The 13,610-nt window shown below is 66.3% G+C and carries 15 protein-coding genes and 2 pseudogenes; 7 read left to right on the top strand and 10 right to left on the bottom strand.

Going from position 1 to position 13,610, the window contains the following annotated elements; all coding sequences use genetic code 11:
* The first annotated feature begins 3 nt into the window (after positions 1 to 3).
* From H9L12_RS00555 to rnk, 3 genes are all read left to right on the top strand, one after another.
* Positions 4 to 1,263: a DUF445 domain-containing protein gene (locus H9L12_RS00555; protein WP_187542183.1), complete on the top strand. Its 1,260-nt coding sequence runs from the start codon at positions 4 to 6 to the stop codon at positions 1,261 to 1,263.
* Positions 1,260 to 1,961 carry a GNAT family N-acetyltransferase gene (locus H9L12_RS00550; RefSeq protein ID WP_187542182.1) on the top strand — a complete coding sequence of 234 codons (702 nt, stop codon included), beginning with the start codon at positions 1,260 to 1,262 and terminating at the stop codon, positions 1,959 to 1,961. Before H9L12_RS00555 ends, H9L12_RS00550 begins: the two co-directional genes overlap by 4 nt.
* 196 nt (positions 1,962 to 2,157) lie before the next feature.
* Positions 2,158 to 2,574 (top strand): nucleoside diphosphate kinase regulator, encoded by a 417-nt coding sequence (rnk, locus tag H9L12_RS00545; protein WP_187542181.1) that lies wholly within the window; start codon positions 2,158 to 2,160, stop codon positions 2,572 to 2,574.
* Here the strand turns inward: rnk and murA are convergent.
* The 3 genes and pseudogenes from murA to H9L12_RS00530 form a co-directional block, all read right to left on the bottom strand.
* Positions 2,571 to 3,853: pseudogene (murA, locus tag H9L12_RS00540) on the bottom strand (UDP-N-acetylglucosamine 1-carboxyvinyltransferase). The gene rnk and the pseudogene murA sit on opposite strands and share 4 nt — an antisense overlap.
* A gap of 38 nt (positions 3,854 to 3,891) precedes the next feature.
* Positions 3,892 to 4,227, bottom strand: coding sequence for an ATP-dependent Clp protease adapter ClpS (clpS, locus tag H9L12_RS00535; RefSeq protein WP_187543096.1), 336 nt, complete (start codon positions 4,225 to 4,227; stop codon positions 3,892 to 3,894).
* Between the two features lie 166 nt (positions 4,228 to 4,393).
* Positions 4,394 to 5,164, bottom strand: a complete 771-nt coding sequence (locus H9L12_RS00530) for a phasin family protein (protein WP_187542180.1) — start codon at positions 5,162 to 5,164, stop codon at positions 4,394 to 4,396.
* Between the two features lie 127 nt (positions 5,165 to 5,291).
* Here H9L12_RS00530 and gmk point away from each other — a divergent pair, with 127 nt between their 5' ends.
* Positions 5,292 to 5,945, top strand: coding sequence for a guanylate kinase (gene gmk, locus H9L12_RS00525; RefSeq protein WP_187542179.1), 654 nt, complete (start codon positions 5,292 to 5,294; stop codon positions 5,943 to 5,945).
* On the opposite strand, the gene H9L12_RS00520 is transcribed toward gmk, so the two are convergent.
* From H9L12_RS00520 to H9L12_RS00505, 4 genes are read right to left on the bottom strand one after another with little or no spacing between them, the layout of a single operon-like run.
* A complete protein-coding gene (locus H9L12_RS00520) occupies positions 5,942 to 6,634 on the bottom strand; it encodes an ATP12 family chaperone protein (protein WP_187542178.1) in 693 nt (230 codons plus the stop codon). The two genes, gmk and H9L12_RS00520, sit on opposite strands and share 4 nt — an antisense overlap.
* Positions 6,631 to 6,864, bottom strand: a complete 234-nt coding sequence (locus tag H9L12_RS00515) for a hypothetical protein (RefSeq protein WP_187542177.1) — start codon at positions 6,862 to 6,864, stop codon at positions 6,631 to 6,633. Before H9L12_RS00515 ends, H9L12_RS00520 begins: the two co-directional genes overlap by 4 nt.
* Positions 6,861 to 8,039: an LL-diaminopimelate aminotransferase gene (locus H9L12_RS00510; RefSeq protein WP_187542176.1), complete on the bottom strand. Its 1,179-nt coding sequence runs from the start codon at positions 8,037 to 8,039 to the stop codon at positions 6,861 to 6,863. Before H9L12_RS00510 ends, H9L12_RS00515 begins: the two co-directional genes overlap by 4 nt.
* 39 nt (positions 8,040 to 8,078) lie before the next feature.
* Positions 8,079 to 8,699 (bottom strand): trimeric intracellular cation channel family protein, encoded by a 621-nt coding sequence (locus tag H9L12_RS00505; RefSeq protein ID WP_187542175.1) that lies wholly within the window; start codon positions 8,697 to 8,699, stop codon positions 8,079 to 8,081.
* Positions 8,700 to 8,778: 79 nt separating this feature from the next.
* On the opposite strand from H9L12_RS00505, the pseudogene H9L12_RS00500 reads away from it, so the two are divergent.
* Positions 8,779 to 10,523: pseudogene (locus H9L12_RS00500) on the top strand (PHA/PHB synthase family protein).
* A gap of 3 nt (positions 10,524 to 10,526) precedes the next feature.
* Here the strand turns inward: H9L12_RS00500 and H9L12_RS00495 are convergent.
* The 3 genes from H9L12_RS00495 to rarD are packed head-to-tail and all read right to left on the bottom strand — an operon-like array spanning position 10,527 to position 12,419.
* Positions 10,527 to 10,826: a PilZ domain-containing protein gene (locus H9L12_RS00495; protein ID WP_187542174.1), complete on the bottom strand. Its 300-nt coding sequence runs from the start codon at positions 10,824 to 10,826 to the stop codon at positions 10,527 to 10,529.
* 51 nt (positions 10,827 to 10,877) lie between these two features.
* Positions 10,878 to 11,471 (bottom strand): YdeI/OmpD-associated family protein, encoded by a 594-nt coding sequence (locus tag H9L12_RS00490; RefSeq protein WP_187542173.1) that lies wholly within the window; start codon positions 11,469 to 11,471, stop codon positions 10,878 to 10,880.
* 24 nt (positions 11,472 to 11,495) lie between these two features.
* Entirely contained in the window at positions 11,496 to 12,419 is a 924-nt protein-coding gene (rarD, locus tag H9L12_RS00485; RefSeq protein WP_187542172.1) for an EamA family transporter RarD, read from the bottom strand.
* A 127-nt stretch (positions 12,420 to 12,546) separates the two neighbouring features.
* On the opposite strand from rarD, the gene H9L12_RS00480 reads away from it, so the two are divergent.
* Together H9L12_RS00480 and H9L12_RS00475 are read left to right on the top strand one after the other, a co-directional pair.
* Complete coding sequence (locus tag H9L12_RS00480) at positions 12,547 to 13,233, top strand: DUF4893 domain-containing protein (protein ID WP_187542171.1); 687 nt, start codon at positions 12,547 to 12,549, stop codon at positions 13,231 to 13,233.
* A complete protein-coding gene (locus H9L12_RS00475; RefSeq protein ID WP_187542170.1) occupies positions 13,230 to 13,601 on the top strand; it encodes a ribose-phosphate pyrophosphokinase in 372 nt (123 codons plus the stop codon). Before H9L12_RS00480 ends, H9L12_RS00475 begins: the two co-directional genes overlap by 4 nt.
* Positions 13,602 to 13,610 lie beyond the last annotated feature (9 nt).

The following is a 13,610-nucleotide window of genomic DNA, read 5'->3' as shown; positions in this document are numbered from 1 at the left end:
AAGATGACCGCCCCCCTGCCCGCCAGCCGCTTCAGCGCGGCCCAGCCCGGCGCCGCCGGCATGAAAGCCGCGGCGACCGGCCTGCTGGTGGTCATGGCGGTGGTCTTCTTCGGGGCGCGGGCGTTCGAGGCGAGCTACCCGTGGCTGGCCTGGGTCAAGGCATTCGCGGAGGCCGGAATGGTCGGCGGCCTGGCCGACTGGTTCGCGGTCACCGCCCTGTTCCGCCATCCGCTGGGCCTGCCGATCCCGCACACCGCGATCATCCCGCGCAATAAGGACCGGATCGGCGATTCACTCGCCAATTTCCTCAAGGACAACTTCCTGGTTGCGCCGGTCGTGGCGCGGCGCATGCGCAACATCGACCTGGCCGGGGCGGCGGGCAAGTTCCTGCAGGCGCCGCAGGGGCAGGAAACCCGCATTCGCCAAGGTGCCAGCCGCCTGATTGCGGACCTGTTCGAAAGCCTCGACGACGAGCGATTGGGCGGTCTGGTCAAGGGCGCCATCTCGACCCGCCTGCGCAATGCCGAAGTGTCGCCGCTACTCGGCCATGCCCTCGCCTCCGCGATCAACGAAGATCGCCACGTGCCGATGCTGGAGGCCGCGATCCGCTGGATCGCCCGCGCCCTCGACGCCAACGAGGAACTGATCCGCGACATGGTCAAGAAGCGGACCAACTGGATTTTGAAGCTGGCCGGGGTCGATACCCGCCTGTCCGACTCGATCCTGGATGGCCTGCGCAAGCTTTCGGCCGACATGCACACCGATCCGGCCCACCCGGTACGGGTGCGGATCGAGCAGGCACTGGCCGACCTTGCCAATGACCTCCAGACCAAGCCGGAGACGCGCGAAAAAGTCGAGCAGTTGAAGCTCGACCTGCTCGAGAACAGGTCGGTGGGCCTATGGATCGACACGCTGTGGCAGAAGGGCCGTGAGGCGATCATCCGCGCCGCGCGAAATCCCGACGCGGCGATGGCGGGCAAGCTGGGCGACGTCCTGAAATCGATGGGCCAGAGCCTGGAGAACGACCCGCGCATGCGCCGCGCCATTAACCAGTTCGCGCGCCGCGCCGTCGCCGGCATGGCGGCCAGCTACGGCGGGTCGATCGTCAAGCTGGTCAGCGAGACCGTTCGCCGCTGGGACGCGCGGACGATCACCGACCGGCTGGAAAACGCCGTCGGCCGCGACCTCCAGTATATCCGGATCAACGGCACGCTGGTCGGCGGCACGGTCGGCCTGCTGCTCCACGCTGCCGACACGCTGTGACCGAGGAAGCGGATGCCCTTGCCGAGGCCGCGCGCAATCGCGGCCTGAAGCTCGTCCGCTCCCGCGTGCGGACGCCGGGCAAGCGCGCTTTCGGCAAGTTCGCGTTGCAGGATTCGAAGGGCACGACCGTCCTCGGCAATGGCAAGCACCCGAGCGCGTCCGCCGACGAGGTCCGCGAATACCTTCGACAGCAGGAAAGCAGCGACTGGAGCGAATCGCTCGGCCTGGCGTCGGTGCCCAAGGCGAAACGCAAGGCCGCGCCCAAGCCCCCGCCCGACCCGCTTAGGCCTGAAGTTCGTGACGCGAAGGCGGCCGATGCCGACGCGATGGTCGCGCTGATGAAGTTGCTGGACCATAACGTCAGCGCGGCCGGCGTCCGCAAGCGGCTGAAGTCGGTCGCCGCGCCGACGCTGGTCGCCACGCTCGGCAAGGACATCGTCGGATTGTGCGGCCTCGACATGACGACGCACATCCATCGCGACTATCCCGTGGGGCGGATTGCAATCCTGGTGGTCACCGAGGATCAGCGCGGCAGCGGCCTTGGGCGAATGCTGGTCGAGGAAGCGGAGAAACGATTGCGCCGCGCGGGCTGCAAGCTGATCGAGATCACCAGCAACAAGCGCCACCTCGACGCCCATAAATTCTACACCGCGCTAGGCTACGACCAGCCCAGCCTGCGCTTCGCCAAGCATTTCTGACTCTTGCCCATCCGCGCGGTCCTTTGACTTCGACCGTTTGAATCCCCATCATCCGATCATGCCGCTCGTGATGAACTTCTTCCGGCGTTTCGTCCTCCATTCGGGCCAGCTTCCCGCGCGACCCTGACCCCGGCGCGCGTGCTTCGACTGCGCCGGGGACCGACGATCATCATTATCGGGAATGGAAGTGTATCCAATGTACGAAGTCCTCACCGGCGGCGGCGAGCGGCCGCCGCTTCATCTCGGCGAGCGCGAGTCCGACCTGGTCAGCAACCTCGCCGTCCGCGCCGAGCATCGGCAGCCGTTGGTCGCGGCGATGCTGCTGGCCGAAATCGACCGTGCCGAAATCCATGACGACGCCAATCTGCCTGGCGATGTAGTCACGCTTGGCGCAACGGTGAAATTCGTCGACGAACGAACCGCCCGCCTTCGGACGGTCACGCTGGTGCTACCGGGCGACGCCAACATCTCCCTCGGTCGCATTTCGATCCTCACCCCAATCGGCGCAGCCTTGTACGGGCTGAGCGCAGGCCAGACGATCGATTGGCCCGACCGGACGGGCGAGCAACGGCGGATCCGGATTTTAGCCGTGGAGCAGCCGGTGCGGACTTAGCCTGCCGACACTCGCTCGATGGTCGCGCCGACGGCGCTCAGCTTTTCCTCGAGCCGTTCGTAGCCACGGTCGAGGTGGTAGACGCGAAGCACTTCGGTCTCGCCTTCGGCGGCGAGGCCGGCAAGCACCAGGCTCATTGAGGCGCGAAGGTCGGTCGCCATGACCTGAGCGCCGGTCAGCGGCTTGCCGCCATGGACGATCGCCGAACGCCCGTGGACTTCGATGTCCGCGCCCATGCGGCGCAGTTCGGGGACGTGCATGTAGCGGTTCTCGAAAATCGTTTCCTCAAGGAACGACTGGCCGTCGGCGACGCACAGCATCGCCATGAACTGTGCCTGCATGTCGGTCGGGAATCCCGGGAAGGGCGCGGTCGAGACGGCGAGCGGCTTGAGCGGCTTGTCGGCAGTGACGCGCATGCCCCGGTCGGTGAATTCCACCACCAGCCCGGCCGCCGCCAGTCCGTTGGTGATCGCCAGCATGTCGGCCGGACGGGCGCCGACCAGTTCGATCGACCCGCCGGTAATCCCCGCGGCGCAGGCGTAGCTTCCCGCCTCGATACGGTCGGGCATGACCGCATAGGTGCAGCCATGAAGTCCCTCGACCCCGTCGATGATCAGGTGCGACGAACCGATGCCCTGGATCTTCGCGCCCATCGCCACCAGCAGGTTGCACAGGTCGACGATTTCCGGTTCTCGCGCGGCGTTGAACAACTGGGTCTGGCCGCTGGCGAGCACCGCCGCCATTAGCGCGTTTTCGGTCGCGCCGACCGACACCACCGGGAAGCTATACTCACCGCCCGGAAGGCGGCCCTTGGGCGCGCTGGCCTTCACGTAACCGGCGGCGAGCTCGATCTCCGCACCCATCGCTTCCAGCGCGCGAAGGTGCAGGTCGATCGGACGGTCGCCGATGGCGCAACCGCCGGGCAGCGACACGGTCGATTCGCCGGCGCGGGCCAGCATCGGGCCGAGCACCAGGATCGACGCCCGCATCTTGCGCACCATGTCATAGGGCGCGACGGTGGAGGCGATCTCCGCGGCATGAAGCGTCATGCGCCGCCCGATCTCGCCCTTTTTGACGCCCGCGACCGAGGTCGACGCACCGAGGCCATTCAAAAGGTGGGAGAAGTTGTCGACGTCGGCGAGACGCGGCAGGTTGCTAAGCGTCAGCTTCTCGTCGGTCAGCAGCGCGCAGGGCAGCAGCGTCAGCGCGCTGTTCTTCGCCCCGAAATCGGGATCTGACCTTCCAGGCGCTTGCCGCCGGTGATGCGAATGGAATCCATCGCCGCGCTTTACGCGTCACGGCGCGGCGCGCAAGCCGTCAGGCCTTTTCCAGCGTACACTGCAGCGGGTGCTGGTTCTCGCGCGCGAAGTCGATCACCTGGCTGACCTTGGTTTCGGCGACTTCGTAGGTAAACACCCCGCATACGGCGATGCCCTGCTGGTGGACCTGCAACATGACGCGGGTCGCGTCCTCGATGTCCATGGTGAAGAATTTCTGGAGGACGAGCACAACGAATTCCATCGGCGTGTAATCGTCGTTGAGCATCAGCACCTTGTAATTCGACGGCTTCTTCGTCTTGGGCCGCGTGCGAGTGACGACGCCGGTCTCGATCTCGTCGAGCCCGTCGCCGCGGCCCGGCTCATCGCCGGCCATCAGAATCGTCAAGTCAGTCATGCTGTGCCTGCGAATATGGCATCGCCGCGAGCGCCCGCAAGGGAGGTTGCGACATGGCGTCCCAAAATGGCGAGAAACGAAAACGGCCGCCCCCACATTGGGGAGCGGCCGCTCGGTCTGGTCCAACCCTATGGAGAGGGAGGGGTTAGGCCAGAAGCTCGTTGATGCGCTCGGCGTTGCGGCTGGCGCGGTTCGAGATGGGCTGGATCGCTTCACCGGCGAGCTTGACGACCTGCTCGGTCCACTTCGAGGTCTCGGTCACGAAGCGGTCGAACGACGCGCGGGCCAGTTCCGACTGGAGCTGGACGAACTCGGTCGGCGAGGTCGCGCCGGCGAGCGTCTTGACGTTCTGCGACGCCAGCTCGAGACCTTCCTTGCTCGACGCGATCGCGTCCTGGCCGATCGACTTGGCACCCGAAGCGGCGATACGGCCGGCCTCGGCGATGGCTTCGAAATTGGCCTTGGCCAGTTCCGTCACTTCTTCAGCGGCCTTCTGGCCCTTGGCGGCATATTCCTGGCCCTTGGCGCCGGCATCGGCGAACAGGGTCTGGAACTTGTCGGCGGTCGGGAACTGGAAGCCGGCGAACAGCTTGTTGAAGTCGTAGGTCATTTCGGTGGTCCTTTCGATCTGGGTCGCGGCGACGGCCGCAGTGGCCTTGGTCGCCTTGCGCGCCGACTTGGCGACGCGCTGGTTGGTCTTGGTCACGGCGGCGGCGACACGAACCGGTGCCTTGCGGGCGCTGCGCTTGGCGACAGCGCGCTTCGCCTTGGCGACCGGCTTGGCAACCACGGCCTTCACGGCGGCGGCCGGCTTGGCCACGGCCTTTTCGACCTTGGCGGCAACCGCCTCGACCGGTGCGGCAATGGCGTCGACGACGGTCTCGGCCTTGGTCTCGATGTTCGTTTCGTCAGCCACGTAAAACTCCTTTGCTGCAGTGCACAATAGTCATTGCGGCGGACAGTTGCAAGCTTTTTTGTGCGGTGCACCATTTTCGTTTCGGGCGCGGGTTGACGGCAAGCGGTGCGGCACGGCAAGAGCGCCCATGGCCGACCATTCCCCGACCGCCCTCAACCGCCGCCGCGGCCTCCTCATCGTCCTTTCCTCGCCATCCGGTGCGGGCAAGTCGACGATCAGCCGCAAGCTAATGGAGAGCGATCCGACCATCACCATGTCGATCAGCGCGACCACTCGTGGCATGCGCGAAGGGGAAGTGGCCGACGTCGACTATCACTTCGTCGACGATGCCCGGTTCCAGCAAATGGTCGACGACGACGAGTTCGCCGAATGGGCGTACGTCTTCGAACACCGCTACGGCAGCCCGAAGGAGCCGATCAAGGAAGCGCTGAAGGACGGCCGCGACACGCTGTTCGACATCGACTGGCAGGGCACGCAGCAACTGGAATATGCCTTCCGCACCGACCTGGTACGGATCTTCATCCTACCGCCGTCGATGGCCGAGCTTGAACGCCGCCTGGCGGATCGTGGCACCGACGATGCGGAAGTCATCCGATTCCGGATGGACCGCGCCGCCGCCGAGATCGGGCACTGGGCGGAATATGATTATGTGCTGATCAACGACGACGTCGAGAAATGCACGCGGGCGGTGCAGGCGATCGTCGCGGCGGAGCGGCTTCGGCGCGAACGCCAGCCCTATCTGCTCGGCTTCGTCCGCGAGCTGGTCGAGCGCCCCAACTAGGCGAGTAGCGACACGAAGCGCGCGGCGCTTTCGACATCGCGGCGGCGGTTTTCCAGCGCGGCTTCGGCCTCCGCATCGGTGCCCCACTCGTCCATCTGGAATCGGTCGTCGACGGTCACCGCCTGCCACACCTCGTCGACTGGGAATGCCCCTTCGATCACCGCCAGCGCGGCGATCAGTGATCCGCTGATCGTCACCAACGGCGACAGGGCCGCGAGGCGAAACGGGTCGAGCGCCGCGACCGCATGGCGAAGATGCGCCAGCGTCGCCTCGTCCTGCGGCAGGTGGATGATTCCGCTGCCGGTGCTGAAGTCGACGTCGAACCGCCTCCGCGCCCAGGCGAGCAACGGGTCCCACGCCGCGCGTTGCCGCTCGACCAACCGCCGGGGATGGTCGGCGCGGTAATAGAGGAGATCGCTTTCGCCGTAGCCCGCCAGCGTTCCGGCAAAACCGGTCGGGTCCGCCGCGACGCGATCAATCGCCGCGTTGGCAAGCCCGGTGAGCGGCATCGAACGCGGGTCGATCGCCTCCCCCTGCGTCCGCCATTCCTCCGCCACCGCCTCGGCGAGCGGGCGCGTCGGCAATGCCAGCAAGGCGCGGGCCGGCGTGCGCACGGGACGGCCGTCGAGGGAAATGCCGAAACCGCTGTCCGCCTCGGTCAGGTCGACCGACGTCCAGAACCGCTTCACGGCTGGCGGTTCCACAGATGCTTGAGCAGGACGGGCCCGAACGACAGGTCGATCGAGCCGAGGACAATCAGGATCGCTCCGAGATAGCGATGCCCGCCGTCGCGGACGATGTCGGTGAATGCGATAGCGACGCCCAGCAGGATGACGGCGATCCCGCCGACGCGGATCAGCGCAAACAGCCAAAACCGCTTCCGCCACAATTCCTCGTCGGTCGATCGAGGCGCGTTCATGCGCCTGCCATCATGCGCTTGATGCCGCGGGCTGCCTGGCGGAGGCGTTGTTCGTTTTCGACGAGCGCGAGGCGGACGAAGCCTTCGCCTTCCTCGCCGAAGCCGACACCGGGGGCGACCGCGACGTGCGCCTCGGTCATCAGCCGCTTGGCGAATTCGACGCTGCCGAGGTGGCGGAAGGGTTCGGGGATCGGCGACCAGGCGAACATGCTCGCTTCCGGTACCGGCACGTCCCAGCCGGCGCGGCCGAAACATTCGACCATCACGTCGCGGCGCTTCTTGTAGAGGGCGCGGTTGAAGTCGATGATATCCTGCGGCCCGTTGAGCGCCGCGGTCGCCGCGGCCTGGATCGGCGTGAAGGCGCCATAGTCGAGGTAGCTCTTCACCCGGGTCAGCGCCCCGATCAGCCGCGCGTTGCCGACCGCGAATCCCATCCGCCATCCGGCCATCGAATAGGTCTTCGACATCGACGTGAATTCGACCGCGACGTCCTTGGCGCCCTCGACCTGAAGGATCGACGGGGTCGGCGTGTCGCCGAAGTAGATCTCGGCATAGGCAAGGTCGGAAATCAGGATCAGTCCCGCCTCGCGCGCGAAGGCGACAAGCTTTTCGTAGAAGTCGAGGCCGACCACCTGCGCCGTCGGGTTGGAGGGGTAACCGATCACCAGCACCTTTGGGCGCGGCACGGTGTAGCGCATCGCCTTTTCCAGCCGGTCGAAGAAATCCGGACCGGGAACGGCGGGGATTGAGCGGATCGCGGCACCGGCGATGATGAAGCCGAAGTGGTGGATCGGGTAGCTGGGATTGGGGGTCAGCACGACATCGCCCGGCGCGGTGATCGCCTGCGCCAGGTTGGCGAGACCTTCCTTGCTGCCTAGGGTGACGATGATTTCGCTGTCGGGGTCGAGGTCGACGTTGAAACGCCGCTTGTAATAGGCCGCCTGGGCCTTGCGCAGGCCGGGGATGCCCTTCGACGCGGAATAGCGGTGGGCGGTCGGCTTGGCGGCGACCTCGGCCAGCTTGTCGATGACATGCTTGGGCGGGGCGCCATCGGGATTGCCCATGCCAAGGTCGACGATGTCCTCGCCGCGTGCGCGCGCCGCTGCCTTCATCGCGTTCACCTCGGCGAAGACGTACGGCGGCAGGCGCTGGATGCGGTAGAAATCGTCGGTCATCGGCCCATCATGGCGGCGATTGTGCAGTGCGGCAACCGGCTAGCGGTCGTAAGCGGGGAGGCTGATGCCGCGGGCGATGGCGGCACCGCGCAGGGCGAAGCCGGCGAGGCCGGCGACCAACGCCGCCAGTGCGGGCGGCGCACCGGCCAGGCTGGCGATGACATAAAGGCCCGACGCCAGCGCCGCCGCGGTGACGTAAAGCTCGGGCCGCATCAGGATCGAAGGCTCCCCCGCCAGGACGTCGCGAATGATTCCGCCGACACAGGCGGTCATCACGCCCATCGCGAAGGCCGGCACCGGGGCAACCGCATAGCTGAGCGCCTTGGCCGCGCCGTAGGTAGCATAGGCGGCAAGCCCGACGGCGTCGAACCAAAGCAGCGCACGCTCTGCGAACATCTTTCGCGAGAACATCCAGACCGCGATTCCAGCACCGATGCAGATCAGCAGGGTCGAATTGGTGCCGACCCAGAACACCGGTGCGCCGATCAACAGGTCGCGCAACGTGCCGCCGCCGACCCCGGTCACGACCGCGAAGAAGATGAAGGTGACCAGCGTCTGTCGCTTTTCCGCGGCCAGCAGCGCTCCCGACACCGCGAACACGGCGATCCCGACATAATCGAGCAGGACGAGCGCGTCGGGCGGGATGGCAGGCGGGTCCATGTCAGTCGCCCTAGTCGTTCGCGAAGCGTCATGAAAGCGCTGCTTCGACAGCCCGATCGCGAGCAGCTATATCGGCGCCATGGAAGAGGACACGACCACCACCACCGCCATGCCCGGAGTCGAGGACGTCCAGCACTGGACGCTGCTGATGGCGCGGGCCCAGCAGATGATCATGGAGGCGTGGGCCGACAACCTCGGCAAGGCGTCGACCATGCCGGGGTTCGGCCTGGGTGCGCCGGCCAACGCAGCCGACCCGATGCAGTGGATGAGCGCGGGTGCGGAAGCCTGGTCGAAGGGACTGGAGGCGTGGAGCCAGATGATCGGCCAGGCGACCAAGGCCGGCGAGGCGCGCGATCGCCGCTTCGCCAGCCCGGAATGGTCGTCCAACCCGATGTTCGACACTATCCGCCAGGGCTATCTCGCCGTCGCCGACAAGCTGCTCGGAACGGTCGAGGAGATCGAGGGCCTGGACGACGCCGCGCGCAGCCGCCTGCGCTTCGCCACGCAGGGCCTGGTCGACGCGATGAGCCCCGCCAATTTCGCTGCGACCAACCCCGACGTGCTGAAGCGGACGATGGAGACCAAGGGCGAGAATTTGCTCGCCGGGCTCAAGAACATGCTCACCGACATCTCGCGCGGGCAGGTGACGCAGAGTCCAGAGGGCGCGTTCGAGCTTGGCCGGAACCTCGCCATGACGCGGGGCAAGGTCATCCACGAAACGCCGCTCTACCAGCTGATCCACTACGCGCCGACGACCGACACGGTGTTGGAAACACCGCTGGTCATCTTCCCCCTTGGATCAACCGCTTTTACATCCTCGACCTGACGCCGGAGAAGAGCTTCGTCCGCTGGTGCGTCGAGCAGGGCGTCTCGCTGTTCATGGTCAGCTGGAAATCGGCCGACGAAAGCATCCGCGACATCGGCATGGAGGATTATGTCGCGGCGCAGGTCGATGCGATCGACACCATCCGCGACCTGCTGGACGTCGAGGCGGTGCACACCATCGGCTATTGCGTGGCGGGGACGACACTGGCCGCGACGCTCGCCATGCTGGCGGCCAAGGGCGAGGCAGCCAAGGCCAGGTCGGTGACCTTCTTCACCGCCCAGGTCGATTTCGAGGACGCGGGCGAGCTGAAGCTGTTCCTTGGCGACGAGACGATGGCTTCGCTCCAGCAACTCACCGCTGACACGGGAATCCTCGACGGCCGGGTGATGGCCGCGACGTTCAACCTGCTGCGCGGCCGCGACCTCATCTGGAACTATGTCGTCAACAATTACCTGATGGGGAACGACCCAGCGCCGTTCGACCTGCTGCACTGGAACGGGGACGTGACCAACCTGCCCGGCGAATGGCACCGCGATTATCTGATGCGGCTGTACCGCGAAAACCTATTGATGAAGCCGGGCGCCATCACGCTCGGCGGAGTGCCCATCGACCTGACGAAGATCGAGACCCCGGCCTACATCCAGGCCGGCAAGGAAGATCATATCGCGCCGGTTCGAAGCGTGTGGAAGCTGATGAAGGTCCTTTCGGGGCCGAAGCGCTTCGTCCTCGCGGGATCGGGGCACATCGCCGGGGTGGTCAATCCGCCGGCCGCCGGCAAGTATCAGTACTGGATCAACGACGGCGATGAGGAACCCGCCAGCCTCGACGAGTTCATCGCCGGCGCGGCCGAGCATAAGGGCAGCTGGTGGCCCGACTGGATCGAGTGGCTGCGCAAGCAGGCGCCGAAGATGGTCGAGGCGAAGGGCGCTCGAATCCCGGGCGAAGGCAAGCTGAAGGCGATCGAGGACGCGCCCGGGCGCTACGTCCGGACCCGCTAGGCCTCAGCCCTCAAGGCGTTGCACGACCATGTCGAAAACGGACGGGTAGAACGGCCGTTCGAATTCGATGCCGACGTCCCATTCCTTGGCCCAGGCGACCCGCGCCGGGATGGCTTCCATGCCGGGGATTTTGAGCCACACGCCTTCGTCGGGATTGACCCGGATCGGCGGATTGATGCGGCAGCCCTGCGGTGACAGGTCGATCAGGTCGACCCGATAGGCGACATCGCCGCGCCGCCGGAACTCGATCTCGCAGCTCAGCGGCCGCCGCTCACCTTGCCGTGGAACCTCGCCCTCGCTCATGCCCGCAACCCCCGCGAAATAGGTGGACCGGTACGCACAGGAGCGTGACGCTCAGCAATTCTCATACTTCCAGTGGCGCTTTTTGCCTTCCGCCAGCCATTCGACGGCGGTCGCGATCCGCTTGGCGCGGGTGGCGTCCTGCTTGGCCTCCGCGATCCATTCCAGATAGTCGCGCCTCGCGCTGGAGCTGAAACCGTCAAGCGTCGCCCGGGCAGTCGGATTGGCGGCGAGCGCGTCCGCGAACTCGGGATGAAGCTCGACCGGCGCCTTGTCCGCCGTCTTCGGCCTGCGTGAGGCGGGGGCGGTCGCCGCCAAGGCTGCCGCTTCCGCGATGATCTCGTCAAGATTGGCGGGAAGGTCGTCGACCGATTGGAGCTTTCCGAACTGCCCCATTGCGCCGGCCTTGGCATCGCCACCGGCAATCTCGCCGCCTCGCCAGAAATTGAGCGCCGCATGGGCCTTGAACGCGGCAGTGATCGCCAGGATCGACCCGTCTTTGAGGTAGGCAGGCGCACCCCATTTCAACGTCTCTTCGACATCCGGCACCACCGCGTGGATGCGATCACGAATGTGCTGGAGGATCGGATGAGCGAACGCATTCTTCCCGGCGATGTAGGCGTCAATACGGGGGTCGCGCGTGGCCATGGCGCGAAGACTAACCTGAGTGAATCATTCCGGCAACGGCACCCGGCGCGCGGCGTGAACCGAACTGGCAATGTAAAGCGCCAGAGCGATCCAGATGGCGGCGAACGCGGCGATATGCGCCTGGCGAAGCGGCTCGCCGTAGATGAACACCGCCAGCAGGAATTGCAGTGTCGGCGCGATGAACTGCAGCATGCCGACGGTTGAATAGCGCAGGCGCCTCGCCGCTTCGGTGAACAGCAGCAGTGGCGCGGTCGACAGGACGCCGGCGCTGGCCAGAAGCCCGAAGGTTGCCGCATCGTCTCCAAGCGCCGCGCGGCCGTCGGCGAGGCCCAACGCCAGCCAGGCGGTGGCGAGTGGAAACAGCATCATGGTTTCGATCGTCAGTCCGGTCACGGAGTCGACCGCGATTCCCTTGCGGAAGAAACCGTAGAAGGCGAAGCTGAAGCAGAGCGTCAGGCTGATCCACAACGTCTCCAGCGCGCCGGCGGCGAGGACCGCGACCCCCGCCCCCGCAAGCGCGACCGCCAGCCATTGCAGCCTGGTCAACCGCTCCGACAGCAGGAACCGGCCCAGCAGGATGTTGGCGAGGGGGTTCAGGTAATAGCCGAGGCTTCCGGCGAGGATGTGCCCTGAATTGATCGCGTGGACGTAGAGCAGCCAGTTGCCGGCAATCAGAGTTGCGGTGACCGCCAGCAGGCGAATGCTGCGGCGATCGGCGATTGCGGCGCGGACCACCGCCCATCGGCCGAACAGGGTGATGCCCAGTCCCAGCAGGACCATCGACCAGACCACCCGGTGTGCGACGATGTCGAACGGCGACACGTCCGCAACCATTTTGAAATAGACCGGAAGAATACCCCACAGGCCATAGGCCGCGAGGCCAAAGCCGACCCCGGCACGGGCGCGATGGCGGTGGTGGTCCGCCGACAGGGGGGCTGCGTCGTTCATCGGGCGCGGGCTAGTCCGGGAGAACGCCAAGTCAAGGCATGTGGTCAATGGCGCGGTAGTTGCCAGCGGCTTCGCCGCCTGCCACCTTGGAGCCCGGACCGGAGCGTTGGCGTTTGCGGATGGGAGAATGGTTTTGCGCCTGAAGCACCGGATTTCCATTGCTGCCCTGCCTGCACTGATGGGCCTTGCGGCCCTGTCGGCTTGCGTCCCGGCGCCCGCGCCGAAGTCCGCCCCACCCGTCGCGGTGGAGGAGGTCACCAAGGCGAAAGCCTGGCAGGGCATCGCAAGCCTGGCCGACAAGAGCCGGATCGACCGATCGTCGATCGCCTGGGCGCAAGGTCTTGCCGAGGCGAAGCGCGCCCATGCGAAGGAGGTCGCCGACGAAGGAGACCTGCTGAAGCCGAATGCCGCCCTGCCGCGGCCGGCGCCAACCCCGGGCAGCTATCGCTGCCGCCTGGTCACCCTGGGCCGCGATTCGAAAAAGGGCCCGACGTTCGAGCGGTTCAAGCCGTTCTTCTGCTACATCGGGCTGGAAGGGGACCTGTTCACCATCGTCAAGCAGACCGGAAGCCAGCGGCCGGCCGGCCGCCTGTGGGAGGATGACTCGCCCAACCGCCTCGTCTTCCTCGGCACCCTCGCCCTGGGCAACGAGGAAGAGGCGCGCGCCTATGGCGACGATCCGAAGCGTGACATGGCCGGGTTGTTCGAACGGATCGCGCCGTTCCGCTGGCGCCTCGTCATTCCGTTCCCGCAGGACGGATCGAAACTGGAAGTGTTCGAACTGACCCCGGTCGCCGACCAGCCCGCCCCATGAACATCGGCGATGCGGCCGATGTTCGGGCGCATCTCGTCGCCGCGGCGGCCGCCGGTCACCCGCTGACCTATTCGGAACTGCTGGAACGGCTTGGCCACCATTTCTCGCGGCCCAGGATGCGCGCTCTGTGCAAGACGCTGGCCGTGGTCGACGAAGAAGCGGCGGAGCGCGGTGAGCCGGAGCTGGCGGTGCTGGTCGTTCGCCAGTCGGACGGCCTGCCCGGGCAAGGCTGGTGGATCGGCGGCGGTGGCAAGCCTCATGGCTACACCGGTCCGTGGGAGGGCCCGCAGGCGGCGCGATTCATTCGAAAACTGCAACAGGTGACGTTCGATCATTGGGCAATGGCAGAAAGTTCGCCGAACGGCTAAGGCGCCGCC

The organism is Sphingomonas rhizophila (assembly GCF_014396585.1).
GTDB classification, from domain to species: domain Bacteria; phylum Pseudomonadota; class Alphaproteobacteria; order Sphingomonadales; family Sphingomonadaceae; genus Sphingomicrobium; species Sphingomicrobium rhizophilum.
This window is presented reverse-complemented; position numbering and strand designations above follow the sequence as displayed.